This is a genomic window from Chitinimonas koreensis, assembly GCF_014353015.1.
Lineage (GTDB): Bacteria > Pseudomonadota > Gammaproteobacteria > Burkholderiales > Chitinimonadaceae > Chitinimonas > Chitinimonas koreensis.
In genome coordinates this window covers 4,156,629-4,181,773 of the sequence record NZ_CP060704.1, presented here as the reverse complement: position 1 = coordinate 4,181,773, position 25,145 = coordinate 4,156,629, and the positions used below count along the sequence as shown (strand labels likewise).

The following is a 25,145-nucleotide window of genomic DNA, read 5'->3' as shown; positions in this document are numbered from 1 at the left end:
TGAAAGGCCACGCCACCGAGCGTGGCCTTTTACGCTTGCGGAGGTGCTCGGCCGGTTTCATATGGCGTCGGTGCTTTTACGCATGCGACACTCCTGCCCGGATTCACCTTTCCAGGCGAAATGATGAAATATATGAATGGGCTTTTCGCTATTTTTCTGCTTCCGGCCAGCATGCATGCCGCCGCGGCTTATCCGATGCCGACGCCTGCTGCTGATGGAGCGGATGCAACAGCCGCTGAAATTGAGAAAAGCATATTCAATCTGAATGGCCATATCGGTAGCTGGCCTACGCACTTTTCGTCGGACGAAGAGCGTGAAAGGATATATCGGGAATGGCGTCATGCGCTGCAAAGCGCATGGCGATTGGAAGCGGCCGAGCCTGCTGCGGAAAAGAACCTGGCATTGCTTGGTGATCTATATCGGCAAGGCCACAATCTTGAAGTCGCGGGTGCGGCGGAGGCTGCCGACACGACGATCAAGCAGTGTCTGGCGAAATATCCGGATTCCGTCAGCTGCCATTTCGTCGCTTCGTATTTCTATCTCTCGGTCAATCCGAAATATGCCCCGCTTGGAGAGAAAAGCCTGCTGAGATTGCGACTGATTTTTCAGCCGAAAGTCAATTCCGAAGTCGAGCGCGGCCTGGTATTTGCCTATCTGTACCAAGGGCAGAACGATAAGGCGCTCGAGCAGATCGATTATTACCTGACTCTCGAGCCCGCATCGGACTGGGCCAAGAAGTTTCGCAATGGATTGCGGGCGGGGAAAGCAAGATTGATCGTCGAATGAGTGCTTCGAAGCGGGCCAGGAAATCGCTCAGCGCGGCAATCTGCCGAGCAACCGCTGATAAAGCATGTGATCGGCCGCCGAGAAGCAGCAGAAGATCACCTCGGCAAGCGGTTCCATAGCGGCTGCGCGCACGATCGCGATCGCGATTTCCGCCGCCGCCTCCACCGGATAGCCATAGACGCCGGTACTGATCGCCGGAAAAGCCAAACTGGCGCAGCCCTGCGCCATCGCCAGCGTGACGCTGTTGCGATAGCAATCTGCCAGCAGCGCCGCCTCGCCCTGGCCACCACCGTGCCACACCGGCCCGACGGCATGGATCACGTATTTGGCCGGCAGGCGGAAGCCCGGCGTGAGCTTGACCTGACCGGTCCTGCAGCCGTTCAGCGCGCGGCAGGCCACCAATAGTTCAGGCCCGGCCGCGCGGTGGATCGCGCCGTCGACCCGCCGCCGCCGAGCAGCGAGCGGTTGGCGGCGTTGACGATGGCGTCGACGGCCAGCGTGGTGATGTCGGCTTGGACGGCGTGCAACTGCATGGCGGGTTTCCAGTCCAGAAAAGTGGCTGCGCGATCGGCGCCGCGTCGCGGCCGGCAGGCGGATCGCCGCCGCGGCCGGGTTTTCGTCTTGGAGCGGCAGCAGGCAGCCCGGTTCGAGCCCGTGGCGTTCTTCCGCGGAGCCAAGTCAGGCTGACTGGACTGCGGCGTCCGACTGCCTGCCAGCTCCGCCGGGATCCTGATCGGCCATCGAGGCCGTTTCATGCGATCCGGCCGTACAGCGCCGGCGCCGCGAATACCCAGGAGCCGCAAACCGATGACCTCCCCCGCCGAAATCGCCGCCAACGCCATCTTCGCCACCTCGGTCTGGCTGTCGGCCCGCAACAGCCCGCACAACTGGTGGGTCGGCCTGATCGGCAGCGTGCTGTTCGTCTGGGTGTTCTACGGCAAGCAGCTCTATGCCGACGCCACGCTGCAGCTGTTCTTCATCGTCACCAGCCTGATCGGCTGGTGGCAATGGCTGCACGGCGGGGAGGGGGCGCAATTGCCGGTGCGCCGTACGCCGCGGCCGTGGCTGGCGGCCGCTGTGCTGGCCGCGCTGGCGGTGACGGCCGGCTATGGGCTGCTGCTGCACCGCTTCACCGATGCCTACGCGCCCTTCGTCGATTCGGCGGTGTTGGCGGTCAGCGCGCTGGGCCAGCTGCTGCTGATGAACCGCCGCATCGAGACCTGGTACGCCTGGCTGGTCGTCGACGCCATCGCCGTGCCGCTCTATCTCTCGCGCGGGCTTTACTTCACGGCGGCGCTCTATGCGGCGTACTGGATCAACGCCTGGTACGGGCTGCGGCGCTGGCGGCGCGAATTGCGATAGTGCGGTTTCCGGATGGTCCGCCATCGCCTGATGCAGCGCCGCACCCGGTCTCGACGCGGTGTACGGCCGGTCAGTGGTGGATGCCAGGCCGGCCCCCTGTTGCAGATTGTTACGATTTTCCGCCGCCCGGCCTGTCGTCGCGCCCGCCGGTGGCGGCGTTATGGGCAGTGTGGGCAATCCGCCCGCTTACCACGCACCAGGAGCTTTCCATGCATACCGCCAAGACCCTCGCCACCGCCGCCCTGATCGCCTGCGGCCTGAGCCTGCCCGCCTTCGCCGGCGAGGCGCCGGTCGCCCAGCCGGGCGCCGCCAAGCCGGCGGCCCACAAGGTCGCGCACAAGGTCCATCACAAGGCCAAGGCCCACAAGCAGGTGAAGCCGGCCAAGGCGTGATCGCACGCCGATGCCGCCGAGAAGGGACCCGCCAGTCGGGTCCTTTTTCGTGGGTGGATGCTTGCCGATGCGCATGCTGGCGCCGGCCTTGGACCGCGCCGTGCAGGAGCGGCTTCAGCCGCGAATGGACTGCAGCGATGCGGGAACCCGTTCGCGGCTGAAGCCGCTCCTACATCGAGGGCCTGGCGTCGGTGCTGGACCCGAACGGCTGGCGCTTGACCTTCCCATCATGGCAAGGTGCAAGCTGATGCCGTCGCCTCACCGGGAATCCGCCATGAACGCCCCGTCCCACCCCACGCTCACCGTCCCGATCGAGGGCATGACCTGCGCCGGCTGCGCCACGCGCATCGAGAAGGTGCTCGGCCGCCTGCCCGGCGTGGCTGCCGCGCAGGTCAACCTGGCCACCGAGACCGCCGCCGTGACGCTGGCGCAGCCGCTCGCGCCGGCCGAGCTGCGCGCCGCGGTGGAGAAGGCCGGCTTCGGCGTGCCGGCCGAGCCGGTCGAGCTGGAGATCGGCGGCATGACCTGCGCCAGCTGCGCGGCCCGCATCGAGAAGGTGGTCGGCCGGGTGCCCGGCGTCGAGTCGGTCGCGGTGAACCTGGCGACCGAGCGCGCCAGCCTGCGCGTGTGGCGCGGGATGCCGCTCGATGCGGTGCTGGCCGCGATCGAGAAGGCCGGCTACAGCGCCCGGCGACCGCCCGATGCGGCCACCACGGCGCCGCGGCCGGCCGCGCCGTGGTGGCCGGTGGCGCTGGCCGCCGTGCTGTCGCTGCCGCTGGTGCTGCCCATGCTGCTGATGCCGCTCGGCATCCACTGGATGCTGCCGGGCTGGCTGCAGCTGGCGCTGGCCGCGCCGGTGCAGTTCGTCCTCGGCGCCCGCTTCTACCGCGCCGGCTGGCTGGCGGCGCGGGCCGGCAGCGGCAATATGGATCTGCTGGTGGCGATCGGTACCAGTGCCGCCTTCGGCCTGAGCCTGCATGCGCTGTGGCGCGGCGGTGCGCTGTATTTCGAGGCCTCGGCGGCGGTGATCACGCTGGTGCTGCTCGGCAAGTGGCTGGAGACGCGCGCCAAGCGGCAGACCGCGGCGGCGATCGAGGCGCTGCAGGCGCTGCGGCCGGCCACCGCGCGGCTGCTGCAAGAGGGCGCCGAGCGCGAGGTGGCGATCGAGACCGTGCGCGTCGGCGACCTGGTGGTGGTGCGGCCCGGCGAGCGGGTGCCGGTCGACGGCGAGATCGTGGACGGCGAGAGCGCGCTCGACGAGAGCCTGCTCAGCGGCGAGAGCGTGCCGGTGCCGCGCAAGGTCGGCGACCGCGCGACCGGCGGCGCGGTCAACGGCGACGGCCGCCTGCTGCTGCGCTGCAGCGCGGTCGGCGCCGAGACGGTGCTGGCGCGCATCGTCCGGCTGGTGGTCGACGCCCAGGCCGCCAAGGCGCCGATCCAGCGGCTGGTCGACCGCGTCAGCGCGGTGTTCGTGCCGGTGGTGCTGGCGATCGCGCTGGCGACGCTGGCCGGCTGGTGGCTGGCCGGCGCCGGCTTCGAGGCCGCCGTGATCCACGCCGTGGCGGTGCTGGTGATCGCCTGTCCCTGCGCGCTGGGCCTGGCCACGCCGACCGCCATCATGGTCGGCACCGGCGTGGCGGCGCGCCACGGCATCCTGATCCGCGATGCCGAGGCGCTCGAGCGCGCGCATCGCGTCGACGCGGTGGCCTTCGACAAGACCGGCACGCTGACCGAGGGCAAGCCGGTGCTGCTGGCCTGCATCGCGCCGGCCGGCCCGGCCGCGGCCGATCCCGCGGCGAACGGCCCGGCGGCCGGTGACGCCGGGGCAAGCAACCCGGCAACCGGGATTCCGGCGGCCGGCGTTCCGGCAGCCGCTTTCGACCTGCCGGCGCTGACGCTGGCCGCGCGGCTGCAGGCCGGCAGCGAGCATGCGCTGGCGCGCGCGGTCGGCCGGGCCGCCGCCGAGCTAGGCCTGGCGCCCGCCGCGGCGCAGTCCTTGCAGGCGCTGCCGGGCCGCGGCCTGCGCGGCGAGGCCGACGGCGAGGCCTACCTGCTCGGCAATACGCGGCTGATGCACGAGCGGGGCATCGCGCTCGATGCCCTGCAGGCCGCCGCCGCGGCGTTCGAGGCCGCCGGCCGCACCGTGTCCTGGCTGGCGCGCGAACGCGACTGCGCGCTGCTGGGCCTGCTGGCCTTCGGCGACGCGGTGAAGCCCGGCGCGCGCGCCGCGGTCGCGCGGCTCGCGGCGGCCGGCATCGAGGTCGCCCTGCTGACCGGCGACAACGCCGGCGCCGCCGCCAAGGTGGCGGCCGAGCTGGGCCTGGCGCGGGTCGAAGCCGGCGTGCTGCCGGCCGGCAAGGCCGAGCGGGTCGCCGCGCTGCGGGCCGAAGGGCGCTGCGTGGCGATGGTCGGCGACGGCATCAACGACGCGCCGGCGCTGGCCGCGGCCGACGTCGGCATCGCCATGGGCGGCGGCACCGACGTGGCGATGCAGGCGGCCGGCATCACGCTGATGCACGGCGATCCGGCCCGGGTGGCCGACGCGCTCGAGGTGTCGCGGCGGACCTGGAACAAGATCCGGCAGAACCTGTTCTGGGCCTTCGTCTACAACGCGGTCGGCATCCCGCTGGCCGCCTTCGGCCTGCTGAGCCCGGTGCTGGCGGGCGCCGCGATGGCGCTGTCGAGCGTGAGCGTGGTGGGCAATGCGCTGTTGTTGCGGCGCTGGCGGCCGGCGGGAGGGAAGGGCAGATGAATATTGGAGAGGTGGCGGCCGCCAGCGGCGTGACGGCCAAGATGATCCGCCACTACGAAGGCATCGGCCTGTTGCCCGAGAGCGCACGCAGCGCGGCCGGCTATCGCCAGTACGGCGAGCGCGACGTGCATCTGTTGCGTTTCATCCGCCGCGCGCGCGATCTCGGCTTCTCGCTCGAGCAGATCGCGCTCTTGCTGTCGCTGTGGCAGGACCGCGGCCGCGCCAGCGCCGACGTCAAGCGGCTGGCCGAGGCGCATATCGCCGAGCTCGACGGCAAGATCCGCGCGCTGACCGGCATGCGCGACACGCTGCTGGCGCTGGCCGACGGCTGCTGCGGCGACGCGCGGCCCGATTGCCCGATCCTGGACGAGCTGGCGGCGCGCGAATAGATGGCGCCGCGATCCTCGGTCCGAGAGGTGTTGTAGGAGCGGCTTCAGCCGCGAATGGCGACGGTGGAACGAGCGGCATTCGCGGCTGAAGCCGCGCCTACAGGGCGCCATGCCTGGATGGGGTTGTAGGTCGGGCTTTATGCCCGACAGCGATCTCGATCGGCGGCGCCGTCGGGCATAAAGCCCGACCTACATTGCGTTGCCACGGCGCCGCGGCATCGTGCCCGCCGCGTTACAGGTTCAGCGGAAACCGGTAATCGAGTACCACCGCGCCAAACATCGCTGCCCCGACCCAGTTGTTGTCGAGAAAGGCCTGGAAGCATTTCTGCCGGTCGCGGCCGCGGATCTGGCGGTATTGCAGCGCCATCAGGATCGCGGCGACCAGGAGGCCGGCGTACCACCACAGCCCGCGCCGCAGCGACCAGCCGATCGCGCCCATGCCGAGCACGAACACCGCGTGGCAGACCATCACCGCCTCGGCGTCGAAGCGGCCGAAGGTGATCGCGCTGGTCTTGATGCCGATCTTGAGGTCGTCCGGCTTGTCGACCATCGCGTATTCGGTGTCGTAGGCCACCACCCAGAACAGGTTGCACAGCACCAGCCACCAGGCCACCGCCGGCACCTTGCCCTGGATCGCGGCGAAGGCCATCGGGATGCCGAAGCTGAACGCCAGGCCCAGGTAGGCCTGCGGGATCGGCAGGAAGCGCTTGGTATACGGGTAGCTGGCCGCCAGCAGCACGGCCGGGATCGACATCTGCAGCGCCAGCCGGTCGAGCGGCCAGGCCAGCGCCAGCGCGGCGAGCGCCAGCACGGCGGCCAGGATCAGCGCCTCCTTGCCCGACACCTTGCCGGCCGCCAGCGGCCGGTTGCGCGTGCGCTCGACGTGGCCGTCGAAGTCGCGGTCGGCGTAGTCGTTGATCACGCAGCCGGCCGAGCGCATCAAGAGCGTGCCGAGCGCGAAGATCCACACGATCAGCCAGTCCGGCCGGCCGTAGCCGGCGATCCACAGTCCCCACAGCGTGGGCCACAGCAAGAGCAGGATGCCGATCGGCTTGTCCAGCCGCATCAGCTTCTCGTACTGGCTCAGCTTGTCCTTGAGGGCGGCGAGGTTCATGGCGTGGACTCGGTGACGGCGGGCAGGAAGACCTCGGTGACCAGGATGCGCGAACGGCCCAGCTCGAAGCGCGAGCGGCGCGCCCACAGCCGCGGCGGCAGCGCGCCGACGGCGACCGCGGCGCGCGGATGCAGCGGGTGGCGCTTGTCGACGCGGCGGTAGGCCAGCCGGCTGCGGCGGATGCGCGGATCGGCGAACAGCGTGGCGCCGAGCGAGCGCGTGCCCTGCCGGCGCAGGCGGCCGAAGCCGTGGAACAGCGCGCGGCGCGGCATCACCGAGTGGGCGAACACCAAGGGCGTGTCGCCGCTCATCAGCACCACCTCGCGGATCACCGCGCGCTCGCTGCGGCGCAGGCCGAGCGCGCGCAACTCGTCGCGGTTGGGCTGGCCCCAGCGCTGGCGCAGGAGGCGGACGCGGAAGCGGGGAAAGTGTGCGATCAGCCTGGCGGTGAGCGACCCGGTGTGGGTCAGCCACGGCCGCAGCGCGCGCGGTGCGCGGCAGGCAGGCTGGCCCCAGCGATGGCTGGCGATGTGCGGCATGCGGTCGGGCAGGGCGGAAAAGCCGCGATTATGCCAGAGCGGCGCGGCCGGCATGCCGTGCGCGTCAATCGCGCCGGCTCGGCCGGAAGCCCTGCCAGCGTGCCTCGATGCGGCCGTATTCGCCCGACAGGTGCAGCGCGGCGAGGCCGGTGTCGAAGCGGGTGATCAGCGCCTCGATGCCGGGTAGGCCGGCGCGAACGACAGGTAGATGTCGGGCGCGATCAGCACGCCGACCGGCCGGATGCGGCGGGCCAGCGCCGGGTCTTCGCGCAGCAGCGCGTTGGCCACCTGTTCGTAGACCAGCGCGTAGTCGACCCGGCCGGCGGCCAGCTTGCGCAGCGCGTCGATGTCGCGCAGGCCGGGGTCGCGCCGCATGCGCATGTCGCCGTCGAAGCGCTCGCCGTAGTCATAACCGTTGGTCACCGCGATCAGCTTGCCGACCAGCGTCTCGTAGCCGACCGTCTCGGCCGGCCGGTCGGTGCTGGCGTAGATCAGGATGCGCGCGCTGAACAGCGGTACCGCGTGCCAGCGATAGAGCGGCTCGAGCCGCGGATTGCGCAGGGTGTCGAAGCAGCCGGCGATCTTGCTCTGCCGCGCCAGCTGCATGCAGCGCGCGTAGGGCAGCGGCCGCAGCTCGACCGCCACGCCGGCGCGGCGGAAGGCGGCCGCGACCAGGTCGACCGCCAGCCCGACCGGCTTGCCGTCGCGCAGTGCCGAGTACGGGTACCAGTCGTCCTCGGCGCCGATCACGATCGGCGTCCCGGCGGCCGGCGTCCCGGCCGCGTTCGGTGCCGGCCAGGCGGCCAGCGCGGCCAGCAGCAGCGCGAACGGGAAGAAGAAACGGCCAGTCATCCAAACAGCATAACCGCTCGCGCCGCGATGCCAAAACCGGCGCGTTTACCCGCACTGGGCGCGTCGGCCGGCCGGGCCTAGAATCGACGGTCCATGTCCCAGCCCGCCCCGATCCGCGAGTTCGTCCACTACCACCGCCCGGCCGAGTTCGCCGGGCTGGAGCTCTTGAACGCGCACTACTACGCCCACGAATTCGCGCCGCACGTGCACGAGGGCTATTGCATCGCGCTGATCGAGGCCGGCGCCGAGCGCTTCCGCTACCGCGGCGCCGAGCATTGCGCCGGCGTCGGCACGCTGGCCATCGTCAATCCCGACGAGGTCCACACCGGCAGCCGCGCCGCCGACGAGGGCTGGCGCTACCGGGTGTTCTATCCCGACCAGGCGCTGATCCGCCGCATCTGCGAATCGATGGACGGCTGGCAGGGCGGCACGCCGTATTTCCCGCAGGCGGTGGTGGACGACCCGGCCATGGTGCAGCCGCTGCGCGAGCTGCACCTGGCGTTGAGCGGCAGCGCCAGCCTGCTCGAGCGCGAGAGCCGCTGGTATGCCGCCATGGGCCTCCTGCTGCGCCGCCATGCGCGCGGCCTGGCGCGGCCGGAGGCCGGCTGGCAGGGCCGCGACGCGGTCGCCCGCGCCCAGGCCATCCTGCGCGAGCGCCATGCCGACAACCTCGGGCTGGAGGCGCTGGCGGCCGAGGTCGGCCTCAGTCCCTGGCACCTGAACCGGGTGTTCCGCGAGCGGCTCGGCCTGCCGCCGCATGCCTACCAGAACCAGCTCAGGCTGGCGCGCGCCAAGAATCTGCTGGCGGGCCGGCTGCCGCTGGCCGAGGTCGCCGCCCAGCTCGGCTACGCCGACCAGGCCCACTTCGGCCGCCAGTTCAAGCGCGCCTTCGGCATCACGCCGGGGCAATACCGGCTGGCGGGCGGCGGTGCCTGACGGCTGCTCCCAGGGACGGGCGACGCGATACCTCATGGCGCTGGCATATCGGACGGGCTGGTCTAGGATGACCGGACCGGCGCCGGAGCCGGTCACCGTGCCAGGAGGAGACGTATGCCGAGCAGACAATCGAAGAAGATCAAGAAGGACGACGCCGAGTGGATCCCGTCGGGCGGCCGCCGCGCCGCGCTGATCCCCTCGCACGGATCGAGCTTCACCAGCAGCCATGCGCGCGGCGTGCTCAAGCGCTACGCCGCCAACAACAAGGCCAAGTACCAGGGGGCCTTCCATCCCAACCCGACGCTGACCGAGCTGCGCGACGTCAAGAACTGGTCGGTCAAGGCCAAGTCCGGCACCAACAGCCATACCTGGCTCAACCTCGGCGCCACCTACAAGACCAAGAACAGCGGTCGCAACGTGCGCCAGGTGCAGCTGGGCCACAAGCTGTCGGCCGCCGAGTACTACCAGAAGGGCTCGAGGAACTACATCAACCGCCGGGTCGCGCAGAAGGAGAAGGACTACCCCGGCCAGGGCCAGGCCAAGCGCCTGGCGCTGACGACGACCTTCGGCAACCTGACCACGCCGGGCCAGAACCTGGCCTTCGACGACCGCCGCGGCGTGAACTCCTCGTTCAACCTGCGTTTCGAAACCTACTCCTTCAACGCCAAGCACGGCGGCGACGGCCACGGCTTCGGCTGAGCGCGGCGCCTCTGGGCGGCGCTCCCGCTGGCCGGTACGCGGTACGGCGCAGGCCGGCGAGGTAGGCGCGGCTTCGGCCGCGAATGGTGGACGCATGACTGCCGCCATTCGCGGCTGAAGCCGCGCCTACGCGTCGTCCACAGCGTCTGCATCCAGGTACGCACTGCATTCACCGCAAGAACGTTCAAGACCCTCCTGCCGCGCCGGCGCGATGATGGCGGCCAGGAGGTAGTCCATGTCCCCATCCGCACCACCCGACCGCCGCAGCGAGCTGTGGCACGGCGCGCGCGATTCGCTGCCGATGCTGGTCGGCGCCGCGCCGTTCGGCCTGATCTTCGGCACGCTGGCGGCGCCCAGCGGCCTGTCGCCGCTCGGCGCGCTGGCCATGTCGCTGTTCGTGTTCGCCGGCTCGTCGCAGTTCATCGCGCTCACCCTGCTGGCCAGCGGCACCGGCCTGGCGGTGATCGTGCTCACCACCTTCGTGGTCAACCTGCGCCACGCGCTGTACTCGGCCACGCTGCTGCCGCACGTCGCCCACCTCGGCCAGCGCTGGCGCCTGCCGCTGGCGTTCTGGCTCACCGACGAGACCTTCGCCGTGGTGCAGCACCGCTACGGCGAGCCCGACGCCTCGCCGCTCAAGCACTGGTACTACCTCGGTTCCTGCCTCGCCATGTACCTCAACTGGTTCGCCTGGACGCTCGGCGGCGTGCTGCTGGGCCGGTCGGTCGAGGGGCTCGACCAGCTCGGCCTGGAATTCGCCATGGCGGCCACCTTCACCGGCATCGTGGTGCCGATGCTCAAGCAGCGGCCGATGGTCGCCGCCGCGCTGGCCGCCGCTGCCGTGGCGCTGGCCGCGCGCGGGTTGCCCTACAAGCTCGGCCTGATGCTGGCGGCGCTGGCCGGCGTGGTGGTCGGCGTCTGGCTCGAGGGCCGGCAGGCCGCGCCGGCCGATCGGGATGCGCAAGGGGAGGCCGCCGCATGAATGCGTTCGAACTCGCGGTGATCGCCGGCATGACCGCGGTCACCTTCACCATCCGCTACGCCTTCTTCGCCCTGGGCGACAAGGTGCGCTTCCCGCCGCTGGTCAAGCGCGCGCTGCGCTACGTGCCGGTGGCGGTACTCACCGCCATCACGGTGCCGATGGTGCTGCTGCCCGACGGCCAGCACTGGCAGCTCGACTGGCGCAACGCCTGGCTGGCCGGCGCGCTGGCCAGCGGGCTGATCGCCTGGCGCTGGAACAAGCTGCTGGCCGCCATCGGCGGCGGCATCGCGGTGTTCTTCGCCTGGGGCTGGCTGGTGGGCTGAGCGATGTTGATCAAGCGCTTCTGGATCGATCCCTACCAGCGCACGCTCGACACGCGGGTCGTCGCGGTCGACGGCGCGGCGGTGCGGGTGGCCGAGACGATCTGCTACGCCTTCTCGGGCGGCCAGGAGAGCGATCGCGGCACGCTGGCCGGCTTCGAGATCGTCGAGGCGCGCAAGGACGGCCACGACATCGTCTACACGCTGCCGGCCGATCATGGCCTGGCGGTGGGCCCGCCGGTACGCATGGAACTCGACTGGCCGCGCCGCTATCGCTTGATGCGGCTGCATTTCGCCGCCGAGCTGGTGCTGGAGCTGCTGTGCCGGCTGCGGCCCGGCGTCGAGAAGATCGGCGCCCATATCGCGGCCGACAAGGCGCGCATCGATTTCGCGCTGGACGAGAACGTCGCCGCGCTGTTCCCGGCCATCGAGGCCGAGGTGGCCGCCATCGTGGCGGCCGACCTGGCGATCGCCTGCGATTTCAGCGACGAGGCGGCGCAGCGCCGCTACTGGGAGATCGCCGGCCTGGCCCGCGTACCGTGCGGCGGCACCCATCCGCGCCGCACCGGCGAGATCGGCCCGATCGGCCTGCGCCGCCGCAACGTCGGGCGCGGCAAGGAGCGGATCGAGGTGACACTGGCCGGGGCCGGTTGACGTACCGCCCGCTGCAAATGCCGTAGGAGCGGCTTCAGCCGCGAATGGCGCCGATCATTCGTCCACCGTTCGCGGCTGAAGCCGCTCCTGCCATGGCCCCTGCGCTCGCGGCCGCATGGGTTGCCAAATCGGAAGGCGATTCACCGCCGAGGACGCGGAGGACGCCGAGGAAGGCCCGCATCGGGTCGTCGAGGACCGTGCCGTTTCGAATCCCGCGGCTTTCCTCCGCGTCCTCGGCGTCCTCCGCGGTGAAACAGGGTCTCCGCCCCGAGCACGGCATGCCTTCCCTTCGTGGTTCAAGCCTTTGCGTCCAAGCAAAAGGCCCCTCGAACGAGGGGCCTTCGTGCATCGCGCAGGCCGGCCTTACTGCGCCGCCACCGGGATCTTGCCGATGCGCGCCTGCCATTCGGCCGGGCCGGTCTTGTGCACCGAGGTGCCGGCCGAATCGACCGCCACCGTCACCGGCATGTCGACCACGTCGAACTCGTAGATCGCTTCCATGCCCAGGTCGGCGAAACCGACCACCTTCGAACCCTTGATCGCCTTCGAGACCAGGTAGGCCGCGCCGCCGACCGCCATCAGGTAGACCGACCGGTGCTTCTTGATCGCGTCGAGCCCGGCCGGGCCGCGCTCGGCCTTGCCGACCATGCCCAGGAGGCCCGTCGCGGCCAGCACTTGCTCGGTGAACTTGTCCATGCGGGTGGCGGTGGTGGGGCCGGCCGGGCCGACCACCTCGTCGCGCACCGGATCGACCGGGCCGACGTAGTAGATGAAGCGCCCGTTGAAATCGACCGGCAGCGGCTCGCCCTTGTTGAGCATGTCGACCATGCGCTTGTGGGCGGCGTCGCGGCCGGTCAGCAGCTTGCCGTTGAGCAGCAGCGTCTCGCCCGGCTGCCAGCTGGCGACTTCCTCGCGCGTCACCGTGTTCAGGTCGACCCGGCGCGCGCTCGGCGAGGCCTGCCAGGTCACGGCCGGCCAGTCCTCCAGCTTGGGCGCCTCGAGCTGCGCCGGGCCCGAGCCGTCGAGCTCGAAGTGGACGTGGCGGGTGGCGGCGCAGTTGGGGATCATCGCCACCGGCAGGCTGGCGGCGTGGGTCGGGTAGTCGAGGATCTTGACGTCGAGCACGGTGGCGAGGCCGCCGAGGCCCTGGGCGCCGATGCCGAGCGCGTTGACCTTGTCGTACAGCTCGAGCCGCAGTTCCTCGATGCGGTTGGACGGGCCGCGCGCGATCAGCTCCTGGATGTCGATCGGCTCCATCAGCGACTTCTTGGCCAGCAGCATGGCCTTCTCGGCGGTGCCGCCGATGCCGATGCCGAGCATGCCGGGCGGGCACCAGCCGGCGCCCATCAGCGGCACGGTCTTGAGCACCCAGTCGACGATGCTGTCGGACGGGTTGAGCATGACGAACTTGGACTTGTTCTCCGAGCCGCCGCCCTTGGCCGCGATATGCACCTCGACCGTATTGCCGGGCACCAGCTCGAAGTGGACCACCGCCGGCGTGTTGTCGCGGGTGTTCTTGCGGGCGCCGGCCGGGTCGGCCAGCACCGAGGCGCGCAGCTTGTTGTCGGGGTGCAGGTAGGCGCGGCGGGTGCCTTCATGGACCATGTCCTCGACGCCCATCGTCGCATCCATCCAGCGCACGTCCATGCCGACCTTGACGAAGGCGCAGACGATGCCGGTGTCCTGACAGATCGGCCGGTGGCCTTCGGCGCACATGCGGCTGTTGGTCAGGATCTGCGCGATCGCGTCGCGCGCGGCCGGGCTCTCCTCGCGCTCGTAGGCGCGGCCCAGCGCGTCGATGTAGTCCTTGGGGTGGTAGTAGGAGATGTACTGCAGGGCATCGGCGATGCTGTCGATGAAGTCCTGCTGACGGATCTGGGTCGTCATGGCGGCGAGGCTCCGGGGCGTGCGATCGGGGGAATCGGCGATTATACCGGACGATCCCCGCCGTACCGCTGCCCGCCAGGCGCGCCCCAGCCCGGCGCGATCCGCCGCTAGTCGAACACCGTCTCGTGTTCGGAGGCGAAGGCCACCGACAGCCCGCCGATGCCGATGTTGACGCCGGCGGCGGTGCCCATCTCCGACAGGTAGACGGTGACGCCGTGCTGCGCCGCCTCGGCCAGCAGCGCCTGGTAGCCCGGCATGCGCTCGGCCACGGCCGGGTCGCCGCCGTAGCTGACGCAGACGGTATCGGCCAAGAGCCGCCCCTCGCGCATCTGCAGGATGGCGGCGGCGAACAGCCGCTCGCAGCCGGCCTCGAAGCCGCGCACCTTGCCGACCGGATGGGTGTCGCCGCGGAAGGCGCGGATGATGGGCTTGATGTCGAGCGCCGAGCCGAGCGCATAGGCCATGAAGCCGACGCTCTTGTCGCCGCGCTTGCGCGCCTGCTTGCGCAACTGGGCCAGGCTCGAGGGCACCAGGAAGGCCTGGGTGTGCAGGGTCAGCCGCTCGATCTGGCGGATGATGTCGAGCGAGGACGAGTCGGCCGCGACCATGCGGGCGACCTCGGACACGATCAGGCCCTGGCCGGTGAACAGCTGGTTGCTGTCGAACACCCTGAGCGAGAACGGCGCCTTGACGCCGGCGGTCTCGCGGATCGGCCGGTAGTCGTTGAGGATGCGCAGCGAGGCATGGGTCGCGTTCTCGAAGATCAGGCTGCGCGACTTCATGGTGGTGAGGCAGAACACGTAGTCGAATTCGAGCACCAGGCGGCCGAGGAACAGCTCGCGGATCTCGTCCGGGCTGAACGGCCGCGAGGTGAAGTCGGCGTCGCCGCTCTGGTCGATTTCCTGATAGAAGGCCAGGGTGGCGGCCGGATCGCGGCGGTCGATGAATTCCCCGCCGGGGCCCTGGATCGCGATCGGCATGATGACGATGCGATGCTGGTCGAGGAAGCTGCGCGGCAAGTCGCAGCTGGAGTCGGTGACGATGCCGATGCGCATGGGCGTCTATCTCCCTTGGGTGTCGTGGCGGCGCCGTCTTTTCGTGCGGCGTTCGAGCCAGCCTAGCAGATCGGGCCCGCACCCGGAACGGCGCTGCTGCGCCGGCGGGCGCATCGCCGAGGATGGCCGGACGATGTTACGGCAGCGGGGCGGGCCATTAAGTTTCCGGCCGATCCGCTCCTCGGGCGCATCCGCGTAGGTCGGGCTTCATGCCCGACTGCGGCATCGGCAGACGGCGTCGTCGGGCATGAAGCCCGACCTGCGGTAAGCCCGGCCTGCGAATCCGCCATGCGGCCCTTGGATGCGTGTAGGAGCGGCTTCAGCCGCGAATGGCGATCGGCGCACCGCCACCCATTCGCGGCTGAAGCCGCTCCTACAAGGACGAGACCGGGTTATTTCCAGTCGCCGCGCAGCGCGGCGACGCGCCGCTGCAGGTCCTCGACCTCGACCGCCGCGGCCGGCACCGGCTCGCCGGCCGCCAGCTCGATGCGCGACCAGGCGCGGCGCGGAAACTTGAGCATCGCCTCGCCGTCCTTGCGGCTGAAGAAGCTGCCCCACAGGCCGCGCAGCGCCAGCGGCACCACCGGTGCGCCGCTGCGCTCGGCCATCTCCTTCACGCCGCCCTTGAACGGATTCATCTCGCCGTCGTAGGTGATGCGGCCCTCGGGGAAGATGCACACCACCTCGCCCTGCGACAGGTATTCCTGCACCTTCAGGAAGGCGCGTTCCTTCATCGCCGGATCTTCCTTGGCGCTGGCGATCGGGACCGCGCCGGCGGTGCGGAAGATGAAATTGAGCAGCGGCACCTTGAAGATGCGGTGATCCATCACGAAGCGCACCGGCCGCCGCACCGCGCCGCCGATCACCAGCGCGTCCATGAAGCTGACGTGGTTGCAGACCAGGATCACCGGGCCCTCGTCGGGAATGCGCTCGAGGTCGCGGTGGCGGACGCGGTACATGGTGTGGGTGGCGATCCAGACCAGGAAGCGCATCAGGAACTCGGGCTGCAGGCCGTAGACGTAGAAGGCGACCGGGATGTTCATCAGCGCCACGATCAGCAAGAGCTGCGGAATGCTGGCGCCGGCCGAGAGGATCAGGATGCTGGCGCCGGCCGCCACCACCATGAAGCAGGAATTGAGGATATTGTTGGCGGCGATGATGCGCGAGCGGTATTCGGGCGCGCTGCGCATCTGGATCAAGGCGTACAGCGGCACGATGAAGAAGCCGCCGAACACGCCCAGCAGCGTGATGTCGACGATCAGCCGCCAGTGCGCCGGATCCTGCAGGAAGGCCAGCGCGCCGATGCCGGCCGCGGCCACCGCCGGCTTGGCGAAGAACAGGTCGATGCCGAACACGCACATGCCGATCGAGCCGAACGGCACCAGGCCGATCTCGACCTTGCGGCCCGACAGCACCTCGCACAGCGCCGAGCCGCCGCCGACGCCGATCGAGAACAGCGCGACCAGCAGGGTGTAGACCTCGGCATTGCCGCCGAGCACGTCCTTGGCATAGGTCGGCAGCTGGGTCAGGTAGACCGCGCCGAAGAACCAGAACCAGGAGATGCCCATCAGCGAGTGGAACACCGTCATGTTGCGGCGGCTCAGCGCGATGATGTGCCAGGTCTCGCTGAAGATGTTCCAGTTGATGCGCAGGTCGGCGACCTGCGGCGGCGCCGGCGGCATGGCGCGGCTGGTCAGGTAGCCGGCCGCCGCGACCGCCAGGCAGGCGGCGGCGACCACCGCGGCGTTGTCGGGGTTGTGCTCGACCAGCAGCGTGCCGCCGATCTGGCCCAGGAGGATGGCGACGAAGGTGCCCATCTCGATCAGGCCGTTGCCGCCCAGGAGTTCGCGCTCCTCCAGGTACTGCGGCAGGATCGAGTACTTGAGCGGGCCGAACAGCGCCGAGTGCACGCCCATCATGAACAGGCAGAACAGCAGCAGCGCGGCGTTCTTGAGCACGAAGCCGGCGGCGGCCACCGCCATGATGGCGATCTCCAGGAGCTTGACCATGCGCGCCAGCGTGGCCTTGTCGTACTTCTCGGCCAACTGGCCCGAGGTGGCCGAGAACAGGAAGAAGGGCAGGATGAAGATGCCGGCCGCGGCGTTGACCAGCGTGGCCGAGCCGAGCCCGCCGACGCCCAGGCCGAAGAAGGTGATCATCACCAGCATCGCGTTCTTGAACAGGTTGTCGTTGAACGCGCCGAGGAACTGCGTGGCGAACAGCGGCAGGAAGCGCCGGGTCTGGAACAGGTCGAACTGGTTGGCGTGGCTCATACCGTGGCTCGGAGTGGAGACCGGCGGAGCGTAGCAGGGGGCGGCGGCGCTTGCCTATGTGGGTGTGTTGGGTAAGGGTAGTGATTTTCAACACAGCCCTCACCGCCAACCCCGCTTCCTCCATGCAGCAGCAGATGCCTTCATGCGTGGGATAGGGGCTTATCTCGCATGCTGGTAGGGGCTGTAATCCCGCACATCGGGTAGTGCCGAGTTTGGGCCAAACTCCCGAGAGGTAGATGCGGCGACGTTGGCATGGCGAAATGCAGGCGTGCAACGGAGAGCGAACGAGCGCCAGCGAGGCTCCCTCGCGGCGGCGAGGGCGGGGGGAGTCGGGGTGGATCAGGGCTGGGCCGCCGGTTGAGCACACGCAGCTCTGAAACGCCCGGCTCCGCCGGGCGCCGCAATGCCGCCCCATACAATATGCAAAGGTCGAGCAAACCCCGAGGCTCAGCTAAAATCCGGCACCCCAAGCCTTACCCCAAGCCCCACCCAAGGTCCGGCCCACGAAGCCGCCAAGGAGACATATGAACACCGCCTTCCTGCAGCATCTCGAATCCGAACTGGCCGCCATCAAGGAGGCCGGCTTCTTCAAGCCCGAACGCGTGATCGCCGGCCACCAGCGCGCCGACGTCACCCTGCAGGACGGCCGCGGCGTGCTGAACTTCTGCGCCAACAACTACCTCGGCCTCGCCGACGACGCGCGGCTGATCGCGGCGGCCAAGCAGGGCGTCGACGACTACGGTTACGGCGTCGCCTCGGTGCGCTTCATCTGCGGCACCCAGACCGTGCACAAGGATCTCGAAGCCGCCATCTCGCGCTTCCTCGGCACCGACGACACCATCCTCTATTCGAGCTGCTTCGACGCCAACGGCGGCGTGTTCGAGACGCTGCTGACCGATGCCGACGCGGTGATCTCGGATGAGCTCAACCACGCCTCGATCATCGACGGCGTGCGGCTGTGCAAGGCGCAGCGCTACCGCTACAAGAACAACGACATGGCCGACCTCGAAGCCCAGCTCGAGGCCGCCCGCGCCGCCGGCGCGCGCTATACGCTGATCGTCACCGACGGCGTGTTCTCGATGGACGGCTTCATCGCCGATCTCAAGTCGATCTGCGACCTGGCCGACCGCTACGGCGCGCTGGTGATGGTCGACGATTCGCACGCCGTCGGCTTCATCGGCGAGCACGGCCGCGGCACGCCCGAGCACTGCGGCGTGGCCGACCGCGTCGACATCTACAGCGGCACGCTGGGCAAGGCGCTCGGCGGCGCTTCGGGCGGCTACATCTCGGGCCGCCGCGCGATCATCGACCTGCTGCGCCAGCGCTCGCGCCCCTACCTGTTCTCCAATTCGCTGGCGCCGAGCATCACCGCCGCCAGCCTCGAAGTGTTCCGCATCCTCGAGACCGACGGCGCCCGCCTGCGCGCCAAGCTGCGCGCCAACGCCGAGCGCTTCCGCGCCGCGATGGGCGCCGCCGGCTTCACGCTGGCGCCGGGCGAGCACCCCATCATCCCGGTGATGCTCGGCGATGCCCGGCTGGCCGGCGAGATGGCGGCCAAGCTGTTGGAGCACGGCGTCTACGTGATCGGCTTCAGCTTCCCGGTGGTACCGAAGGGCAAGGCCCGAATCCGCACCCAGATGAGCGCGGCGCACGATTTCGAGCACATCGACCGGGTGGTGGCGGCCTTCACCGCGGTGGGCAAGGAACTCGGCGTGATCTGAGCCGCATTGATGGCAATCCGTACCGGATGCGATCCGGCAGTGCGTTCGGGCTACTGATGAGCGTCAGCGAAGCCTCCCCGCGGCGGCGGGGACGGGAGGGGTGGAATGAAACAGGGAGAACCGCTGTTTCAGTCTGTCGCAAACGGATAAGCCCCGGGTTTCCCGGGGCCGGCGCCGCTGCTCACTTCATGACTGGCGCTGGTTTCAACAACAAGGTTCTGGAGAACGACACATGAAAGCACTCGTCAAGGCCGAAGCCGCGCCGGGCCTCACCCTGCAGCGCGTCAAGAAGCCCGAGGTCGGCCACAACGACCTCCTCATCAAGATCCGCAAGACGGCAATCTGCGGCACCGACATCCACATCTGGAAGTGGGACGACTGGGCGCAGAAGACCATCCCGATCGGCATGCACGTCGGCCACGAGTACGTCGGCGAAGTGGTCGGCATGGGCTCGGAAGTGAAGGGCTACCAGATCGGCGACCGCGTCTCGGGCGAGGGCCACATCACCTGCGGCTATTGCCGCAACTGCCGTGCCGGCCGCGTCCACCTGTGCCGCAACACCACCGGCGTCGGCGTGAACCGCGAGGGCGCCTTCGCCGAATACCTGGTGATCCCGGCCTTCAATGCCTTCAAGATCCCCGACGACATCCCCGACGAGATCGCCTCGATCCTTGACCCGTTCGGCAACGCGACTCATACCGCGCTGAGCTTCGACCTGGTCGGCGAGGACGTGCTGATCACCGGCGCCGGCCCGATCGGCATCATGGCCGCCGCGATCTGCCGCCACGTCGGCGCCCGCCACGTGGTGATCACCGACGTCAACGAATACCGGCTCGAGCTGGCGCTGAAGATGGGCGCCAGCCGCGCGGTGAACGTGGCCAAGCAGGACCTGCGCGCGGTGATGCAGGAACTGGGCATGACCGAGGGCTTCGACGTCGGCCTCGAGATGTCGGGCAACCCGAGCGCCTTCCGCAGCATGCTCGACACCATCAACCACGGCGGCAAGATCGCGCTCCTGGGCATTCCGCCGGGCGACATGGCGATCGACTGGAACCAGGTGATCTTCAAGGGCCTGGTCATCAAGGGCATCTACGGCCGCGAGATGTTCGAGACCTGGTACAAGATGGCGGCGATGCTGCAATCGGGCCTCGACCTCACGCCGATGATCACCCACCGCTTCGGCGTCGACGACTATGTGAAAGGCTTCGAGACCATGCTGTCGGGGCAGTCGGGCAAGGTGATCCTGGACTGGACCGACGCCTGATTCCAGGCCGGGCCGAACGAAAAAGCCGGATCGCGAGATCCGGCTTTTTGCTTGATGCGGCGGCATGGCCGTGGCGGTCGTCACCGTGGCGCCGGCAGGATAGCCGCCTGTGTCAGCTCCCGTAGGTCCGATGCCATTAAGTTGAGACCCTCGCCTTGGAACACACAACACAAGCGGGGGCAGGTCGGGTTTTATACCCGACAGCGCCGTCGATCGAGATCGCTGTCGGGTATAAAACCCGACCTACGGCAGTGCATTCCGGCTTAATTGAATGGCATCGGGCGTAGGTCGGACTTCAGTCCGACCGCGCCCTGAAGTCCGACCTACAGCGGCCGTTGCGCACGACCGACCGCCTGGTCTTCCTCAGTCGGCCAGCGCCGGGTAGTCGGTGTAGCCATGCTCGGCGCCGCCGTAGAAGGTGGCCGGGTCGGGCTGGTTCAGCGCCGCGCCGCGGGCGAAGCGGGCGACCAGGTCCGGGTTGGCGATGTAGGGCCGGCCGAAGGCCACCGCGTCGCCGATTCCCGACACGATCAATTGCTCGGCCTTTTCCGCGCTGTAGTTGCCGCAGAACACCAGCGCGCCGGTGAAGGCCTCGCGCAGTTGTCGCCGGAAGGCGTCGCTCAGCACCGGGCCGCCGGCCCAGTCGGGTTCGGCGATGTGCAGGTAGGCGAGGCCGCGGCGGCTGAATTCGGCCGCCAGGTAGCGCGCCATCGGCTCGGTCTCGGCGTCGACGATGCCGTGCGCCACGAAGTGCGGCGACAGCCGCACGCCGACGCGCTCGGCGCCGAGCTCGGCCGCTACCGCGTCGATCACCTCGAGCAGCAGGCGGGCGCGGTTCTCCATGCTGCCGCCATAGCCGTCCTCGCGCTGGTTGGCACCGGTGGCGAGGAACTGGTGCAGCAGGTAGCCGTTGGCGGAATGGATCTCGACGAAGTCGAAGCCGGCCCGCTTGGCGCGGCGGGCCGCGGCGGCGTAGTCGGCGACGATGCCGGGCAGCTCTTCGAGGGCCAGCGCGCGCGGCGTCTCGGTCGGGACCCGGGCCGGCGTGCCGTCGGGCTGCACCACGAAGCAGGTGGCGCCCTCGGCGATCAGCGCCGACGGCGCCACCGGCGGCTGGCCGCCTTCCTGCAGCAGCGAATGCGAGATGCGGCCGACGTGCCACAGCTGCAGCGAGATGCGGCCGCCGGCGCCGTGCACCTGCTCGACCACCTGCTTCCAGCCGGCTTCCTGCGCATCGGTGTAGATGCCGGGCGTCCAGGCGTAGCCCTGGCCCTGGCGCGAGATCTGGCTGGCTTCGGTGACGATCAGGCCGGCGTTGGCGCGCTGGGCATAGTAGGTGGCGTTGAGCGGGCCGGGCACTTCGCCGGCACCGGCGCGCGAACGCGTCAGCGGCGCCATCCAGACCCGGTTGGCCACGGTGGTCTTGCCGACGGTGAGGGGGTGAGCAGCTTGTCGAGCGACATGGGAGGACTCCTTTGAATTAGACCGGTCGTCTAGTTTGGGCTTCAAATAAACCGGCACGAGGGCCGGTGACGGGTATTGCAGGCATCGATAAGAAAACGGGTCTTGCTTCCCAGCCGGCGCAATGCGCCCGGCGGGGGTTGTAGGAGCGGCTTCAGCCGCGAATCGTCGTGCGGTGCTGCGCCTGCCATTCGCGGCTGAGGCCGCGCCTACCTGTTCGTGGCCGCCGCGTCTGCCGATCCGGCTTGGTGCGGCGATCCGGCGGATCGATCGAGCCTGTAACGGTCGCGACGCTTCATGCCACCCTCGCGCCGAGCAACTGCGCCGTGGTCCGGCTGGCCGCATCGAAGGCGCTGGCGTCGTGGCGCACCTTGGTGACCAGCGCCGCGCCGAGCCACAGCTGGTAGAGCGCGGTGGCCAGCGCATCGGCCGGCTCGCCGGGCGGGATCGAGCGGTCGGCGCGGCCGATCACGATGCAGGCGGCCAGCCGTTCGATCACGCCGGCGATGCCGCGCTCGAGCTGGAGGCGCATCGGCTCGGACAGGTCGCTGACCTCGCCGGTCAGCTTCACCACCAGGCAGCGCACGTCGCCCTCGCCGCCGCAGGCCGGCGTGCGCCAGACGCCGAAATAGCGTTCGAGCTTGGCGCGGCCGTCGAGCGCCGGATCGGCCACCAGCCGGTCGAGCTGCGCCAGGTAGCCGTCGAAGAAGCGCTCGAGCAGCGCCACGCCGTAGCCTTCCTTGGACGCGAAGTAGTGATAGAACGAACCCTTGGGCACGCCGGCCGAGCCGAGGATCTCGGCCAGGCCGACCGCGGCGAAGCCCTTGCCCAGCATGATGGCCTCGCCGGTGGCGAGCAGGTGTTCGCGGGTGTCGTCGTATTGGCGTTCCATGATGGTCGCCATGGTAGTCTTGACTAGACCGGTCGTCTAGTGGTTTGCGAGGAATGAGGCGACCAACGGTCGGCGGTCGACGAAAAAGGACGGCGGCCGGATGGCCCGGCGCGCCGCTCAGGAGGAGGAATCAGGTCGGAGCAGCCGCCGCGGCGGCCTGGCCGCCGGCGGCAGCGGAGCCCCGGCTAGTTGCCGGCCCGCACCAGGATGTTGTTGCGCACGTCCTTCACGTCCTTGGTATTGCGCGCGATCTCACCGGCGCGGTCCTTCTCGGCCTGCGAGGTGGCGAAGCCGGAGAGCTGGACCACGCCCTTGAGGGTTTCCACCTCGATGCGCATGGCGCTGACCTGCTTGTCCTCGGCGAACTTGGCCTTCACGCGGGTGGAAATGGTCGCGTCGTCGACGTACTGGCCGACGGTGCTCTGGCCGCTGGTCACGGCGCAGGCCGAGAGACCGCTCAGGGTCGCCAGGCCGAGGCCGACGGCGATAATCAGCGTTTTCATGGGTCTGTCCTCTTTTCGGTTGATTGGATCGCCGCCGGAATGCGGCGGACGAGCAATCGATCGCAACAGCCGTGCCTGCTTGCCAAACCCGCGTGGCGACTGGGTTTCGTGCGATCGGGCCGGCGGCGGACGGGTAAGCCTTACACGCCGCCCGGGTAGCTTTGGGCATGCCTGGGCATGCCGGCGACCCGTGGCGGCAACCGGCAGCCGCCTTGCAGCCTTTGCCGGCCGGAGCGGCAAGACGTTGGCATGGGCCGTGCGTCGGTTGCCGCGTGCGGCGATTGCCGTCGCCCCGTCACAGGCCCGGTTGCGGGCCGAGGAGACCCATCATGGCCGAATCCACCGATCCCGCCGGCATGCGCCGGCGCACCGAGCCCGACACGCCGCGGCCACGCCGCGTCGACCCGGTCGAGGGCGCCGAAGCGACCCCGCGACTGCCGCACGAACGAGACCAGTCGCCGCATGCGAGCCAGTCGGGCTCGCGCCGCAAGGTGATCCGCCAGGCGCTCGAGGATACCGAGCAGGGCCTGCGCGACACCGACCGCCGCAGCGCCTACGGACTGGAAGACGAGGTGCCGCCCGGCGATGCGGGCAAGGGCTGACGGCCGGCCGGGCGGGCGAAACGTAAGGCAGGTGTAAAAATTGCTTAGGGGGTGGATCGATCCCGCATTCCACTCCGATCTCCCTATGCGCATCCTCGTCACCGGTGCCGCCGGCTATATCGGCAGCCATCTCGTCGCCGCCCTGGCGGAAGCCGGCCATATCGTGGCCGGCATCGACAATTTCAGCAGCAGCGATCCGCATGTCCTGCCGCGCCTCAAGCGGCTGGCCGGCCGCCGCTTCGACTGCGTGGTGGCCGACGTGCGCGACCAGCCGCGCCTGCGCAGCCTGTTCCTGCGTCACCGGCCCGACGCGGTGGTCCACCTCGCTTCGCTGCGCACCGCGCCCGACGCGGCGCTCGCGCCGCTGACGCTGTTCGACAACAACGTCGGCGGGCTCGGCAGCCTGCTCGGCGTGATGCGCCAGCACGGCACCCGCACGCTGGTGCTGCCGTCCTCGGCCAGCCTGTACGGCGCGCCGACCACCGTGCCGGTCGACGAGGACAGCCCGGCCCGGCCGCTCAATCCCTACGATCGCAGCAAGCTGATCGGCGAGCAGATGCTGGCCGACCTGCAGGCGGCCGAGTCGGACTGGCAGTTCGCCTGCCTGCGCCATGCCAGCCTGCTCGGCGCGCATCCGTCCGGCCTGCTCGACGCCGTGTCGGGCCACGGCGACGGACTGGTGCCGGCCATCGTCCGGGCGGCGCAGGGGCAGGCGCCGCTGACCATCCACGGCCGCGACTACCCGAGCGTGGACGGCACCGCGGTGCGCGACTACCTGCACGTCTGCGATCTGGCGGTCGCCCAGCTGGCGACGCTGGAAGCGCTGCCGGGCATGGCCGCGCCGCTGACGCTGAACCTCGGCAGCGGCCGTGGCCATACCGTGCTGCAGCTGGTCGAGGCCTTCGCCCAGGCCAGCGGCCGGCCGGTGCCGCACCGCTTCGGCCCGCGCCGCGCCGGCGACGTGGCGGCGCTGTACGTTCGCTGCGATCGCGCATCCCGCCTGCTCGGCTGGCGCGCCCACCACGACCTGGCGCAGATGTGCGTCGACACCTGGCGCTGCCGCCCGCCCGGCGCCGCGGCCCGCCCGGCTGCCGTGCGTGCCGACAGCCGTCACGGCGCATTCGCCGGCTGAGCGCCGCGGCCGCGCCTTTGCGGCCCGTTTCCATTCGAATTCAGCGTGAAGACCGCCGTCGGACGGACGGCGGGAAAGTGGTATGCGGCTTGCATAGGAGAACGATATCAGTCCCGTGCAAAGGAACGACCATGCAACCCGCCACGCTCGCCACCGCGCTGTTCGCCTCCGTCTTCATCGTCGTCGCCGGCCAGCACGCCTTGAGCGATGCCGGCCTGTTGTCCGGCATGGCCACGCTGATGCGGCTCCACGCCGCGGCGGCCGGCCGCCATTCCGAGCTGGAGTGGCCTGCAGCCTTGCCGGCGCAGGCGGTCGACGAAGCGCGGCCGATGCGCGCGCTGCTGATCGCGCCGGCCGACGAGGCGGCCACGGTCGATGCCCGCCGGCTCGGCAGCACGCCGGCGCCGCGGCGAGCGGCGCATATGATCTGATCGCCGGCGGCGAGTGCCCGCCGGCTGCCCAAAATCGTGTCGATTTGACACGGCCGCGATGTAAATCATGCTCGGCAATGCCTCGTCCGGCCTTCGGGCCGGCGGGGGCGACAAGGCTGCAAGGGCAGGTCCGGTTCCCTGCATATG

The 25,145-nt window shown here is 69.7% G+C and carries 24 protein-coding genes and 1 pseudogene; 15 read left to right on the top strand and 10 right to left on the bottom strand.

Annotated features, from left to right (window positions below; all coding sequences use genetic code 11):
• Positions 1–123: 123 nt before the first annotated feature.
• Positions 124–786: a hypothetical protein gene (locus H9L41_RS17625; RefSeq protein ID WP_157461889.1), complete on the top strand. Its 663-nt coding sequence runs from the start codon at positions 124–126 to the stop codon at positions 784–786.
• A 27-nt stretch (positions 787–813) separates the two neighbouring features.
• Here the strand turns inward: H9L41_RS17625 and H9L41_RS17620 are convergent.
• A pseudogene (locus tag H9L41_RS17620) lies at positions 814–1,319 on the bottom strand (O-acetyl-ADP-ribose deacetylase).
• 274 nt (positions 1,320–1,593) lie between these two features.
• Here H9L41_RS17620 and pnuC point away from each other — a divergent pair.
• The 4 genes from pnuC (at position 1,594) to cueR (ending at position 5,681) form a co-directional block, all read left to right on the top strand.
• Entirely contained in the window at positions 1,594–2,148 is a 555-nt protein-coding gene (pnuC, locus tag H9L41_RS17615) for a nicotinamide riboside transporter PnuC (RefSeq protein WP_028445268.1), read from the top strand.
• 209 nt (positions 2,149–2,357) lie between these two features.
• Positions 2,358–2,540 carry a hypothetical protein gene (locus tag H9L41_RS17610; RefSeq protein WP_028445267.1) on the top strand — a complete coding sequence of 61 codons (183 nt, stop codon included), beginning with the start codon at positions 2,358–2,360 and terminating at the stop codon, positions 2,538–2,540.
• Positions 2,541–2,814: 274 nt separating this feature from the next.
• Positions 2,815–5,292 (top strand): heavy metal translocating P-type ATPase, encoded by a 2,478-nt coding sequence (locus H9L41_RS17605; protein ID WP_028445266.1) that lies wholly within the window; start codon positions 2,815–2,817, stop codon positions 5,290–5,292.
• Complete coding sequence (gene cueR / locus H9L41_RS17600) at positions 5,289–5,681, top strand: Cu(I)-responsive transcriptional regulator (protein ID WP_028445265.1); 393 nt, start codon at positions 5,289–5,291, stop codon at positions 5,679–5,681. The genes H9L41_RS17605 and cueR overlap by 4 nt, the downstream gene beginning before the upstream one ends.
• Positions 5,682–5,913: 232 nt before the next feature.
• Here cueR and ubiA read toward each other — a convergent pair whose 3' ends face one another.
• The 3 genes from ubiA to H9L41_RS17585 form a co-directional block, all read right to left on the bottom strand.
• A complete protein-coding gene (gene ubiA, locus H9L41_RS17595) occupies positions 5,914–6,795 on the bottom strand; it encodes a 4-hydroxybenzoate octaprenyltransferase (RefSeq protein ID WP_028445264.1) in 882 nt (293 codons plus the stop codon).
• Complete coding sequence (locus tag H9L41_RS17590) at positions 6,792–7,388, bottom strand: chorismate--pyruvate lyase family protein (protein WP_028445263.1); 597 nt, start codon at positions 7,386–7,388, stop codon at positions 6,792–6,794. Before H9L41_RS17590 ends, ubiA begins: the two co-directional genes overlap by 4 nt.
• 111 nt (positions 7,389–7,499) lie before the next feature.
• Positions 7,500–8,186, bottom strand: coding sequence for a substrate-binding periplasmic protein (locus H9L41_RS17585; RefSeq protein WP_187523511.1), 687 nt, complete (start codon positions 8,184–8,186; stop codon positions 7,500–7,502).
• Between the two features lie 93 nt (positions 8,187–8,279).
• Here H9L41_RS17585 and H9L41_RS17580 point away from each other — a divergent pair, with 93 nt between their 5' ends.
• From H9L41_RS17580 to H9L41_RS17560, 5 genes are all read left to right on the top strand, one after another.
• A complete protein-coding gene (locus H9L41_RS17580) occupies positions 8,280–9,122 on the top strand; it encodes an AraC family transcriptional regulator (RefSeq protein WP_028445262.1) in 843 nt (280 codons plus the stop codon).
• Positions 9,123–9,236: 114 nt separating this feature from the next.
• Entirely contained in the window at positions 9,237–9,821 is a 585-nt protein-coding gene (locus H9L41_RS17575) for a hypothetical protein (RefSeq protein WP_028445261.1), read from the top strand.
• A gap of 235 nt (positions 9,822–10,056) precedes the next feature.
• Complete coding sequence (locus H9L41_RS17570) at positions 10,057–10,803, top strand: AzlC family ABC transporter permease (RefSeq protein WP_051318807.1); 747 nt, start codon at positions 10,057–10,059, stop codon at positions 10,801–10,803.
• Positions 10,800–11,126 (top strand): AzlD domain-containing protein, encoded by a 327-nt coding sequence (locus H9L41_RS17565; RefSeq protein WP_028445259.1) that lies wholly within the window; start codon positions 10,800–10,802, stop codon positions 11,124–11,126. The genes H9L41_RS17570 and H9L41_RS17565 overlap by 4 nt, the downstream gene beginning before the upstream one ends.
• Before the next feature lie 3 nt (positions 11,127–11,129).
• Positions 11,130–11,777, top strand: coding sequence for an alanyl-tRNA editing protein (locus H9L41_RS17560; protein ID WP_028445258.1), 648 nt, complete (start codon positions 11,130–11,132; stop codon positions 11,775–11,777).
• Positions 11,778–12,140: 363 nt separating this feature from the next.
• On the opposite strand, the gene H9L41_RS17555 is transcribed toward H9L41_RS17560, so the two are convergent.
• The 3 genes from H9L41_RS17555 to H9L41_RS17545 form a co-directional block, all read right to left on the bottom strand.
• Complete coding sequence (locus H9L41_RS17555) at positions 12,141–13,664, bottom strand: fumarate hydratase (RefSeq protein WP_028445256.1); 1,524 nt, start codon at positions 13,662–13,664, stop codon at positions 12,141–12,143.
• A 107-nt stretch (positions 13,665–13,771) separates the two neighbouring features.
• Positions 13,772–14,719 (bottom strand): DegV family protein, encoded by a 948-nt coding sequence (locus H9L41_RS17550; protein WP_028445255.1) that lies wholly within the window; start codon positions 14,717–14,719, stop codon positions 13,772–13,774.
• Positions 14,720–15,111: 392 nt separating this feature from the next.
• Positions 15,112–16,992, bottom strand: coding sequence for an MFS transporter (locus H9L41_RS17545; RefSeq protein WP_028445254.1), 1,881 nt, complete (start codon positions 16,990–16,992; stop codon positions 15,112–15,114).
• Positions 16,993–17,516: 524 nt separating this feature from the next.
• Here H9L41_RS17545 and H9L41_RS17540 point away from each other — a divergent pair.
• Both H9L41_RS17540 and tdh read left to right on the top strand, forming a co-directional pair.
• Positions 17,517–18,713 (top strand): glycine C-acetyltransferase, encoded by a 1,197-nt coding sequence (locus tag H9L41_RS17540; protein WP_028445253.1) that lies wholly within the window; start codon positions 17,517–17,519, stop codon positions 18,711–18,713.
• A gap of 232 nt (positions 18,714–18,945) precedes the next feature.
• Positions 18,946–19,977, top strand: coding sequence for an L-threonine 3-dehydrogenase (gene tdh / locus H9L41_RS17535; RefSeq protein ID WP_028445252.1), 1,032 nt, complete (start codon positions 18,946–18,948; stop codon positions 19,975–19,977).
• A 363-nt stretch (positions 19,978–20,340) separates the two neighbouring features.
• Here the strand turns inward: tdh and H9L41_RS17530 are convergent, their stop codons facing one another.
• The 3 genes from H9L41_RS17530 to H9L41_RS17520 form a co-directional block, all read right to left on the bottom strand.
• A complete protein-coding gene (locus H9L41_RS17530; RefSeq protein WP_308419527.1) occupies positions 20,341–21,393 on the bottom strand; it encodes an alkene reductase in 1,053 nt (350 codons plus the stop codon).
• Positions 21,394–21,733: 340 nt separating this feature from the next.
• Complete coding sequence (locus H9L41_RS17525; protein ID WP_034606375.1) at positions 21,734–22,330, bottom strand: TetR/AcrR family transcriptional regulator; 597 nt, start codon at positions 22,328–22,330, stop codon at positions 21,734–21,736.
• A gap of 185 nt (positions 22,331–22,515) precedes the next feature.
• Entirely contained in the window at positions 22,516–22,833 is a 318-nt protein-coding gene (locus H9L41_RS17520; protein ID WP_028445250.1) for a BON domain-containing protein, read from the bottom strand.
• 329 nt (positions 22,834–23,162) lie between these two features.
• Here H9L41_RS17520 and H9L41_RS17515 point away from each other — a divergent pair, with 329 nt between their 5' ends.
• From H9L41_RS17515 to H9L41_RS17505, 3 genes are all read left to right on the top strand, one after another.
• Positions 23,163–23,435: a hypothetical protein gene (locus H9L41_RS17515; protein WP_034606347.1), complete on the top strand. Its 273-nt coding sequence runs from the start codon at positions 23,163–23,165 to the stop codon at positions 23,433–23,435.
• Between the two features lie 85 nt (positions 23,436–23,520).
• Positions 23,521–24,567, top strand: a complete 1,047-nt coding sequence (gene galE, locus H9L41_RS17510; protein ID WP_051318806.1) for a UDP-glucose 4-epimerase GalE — start codon at positions 23,521–23,523, stop codon at positions 24,565–24,567.
• Positions 24,568–24,698: 131 nt separating this feature from the next.
• Entirely contained in the window at positions 24,699–24,998 is a 300-nt protein-coding gene (locus H9L41_RS17505) for a hypothetical protein (protein WP_028445249.1), read from the top strand.
• The last annotated feature ends 147 nt before the right edge of the window (positions 24,999–25,145 follow it).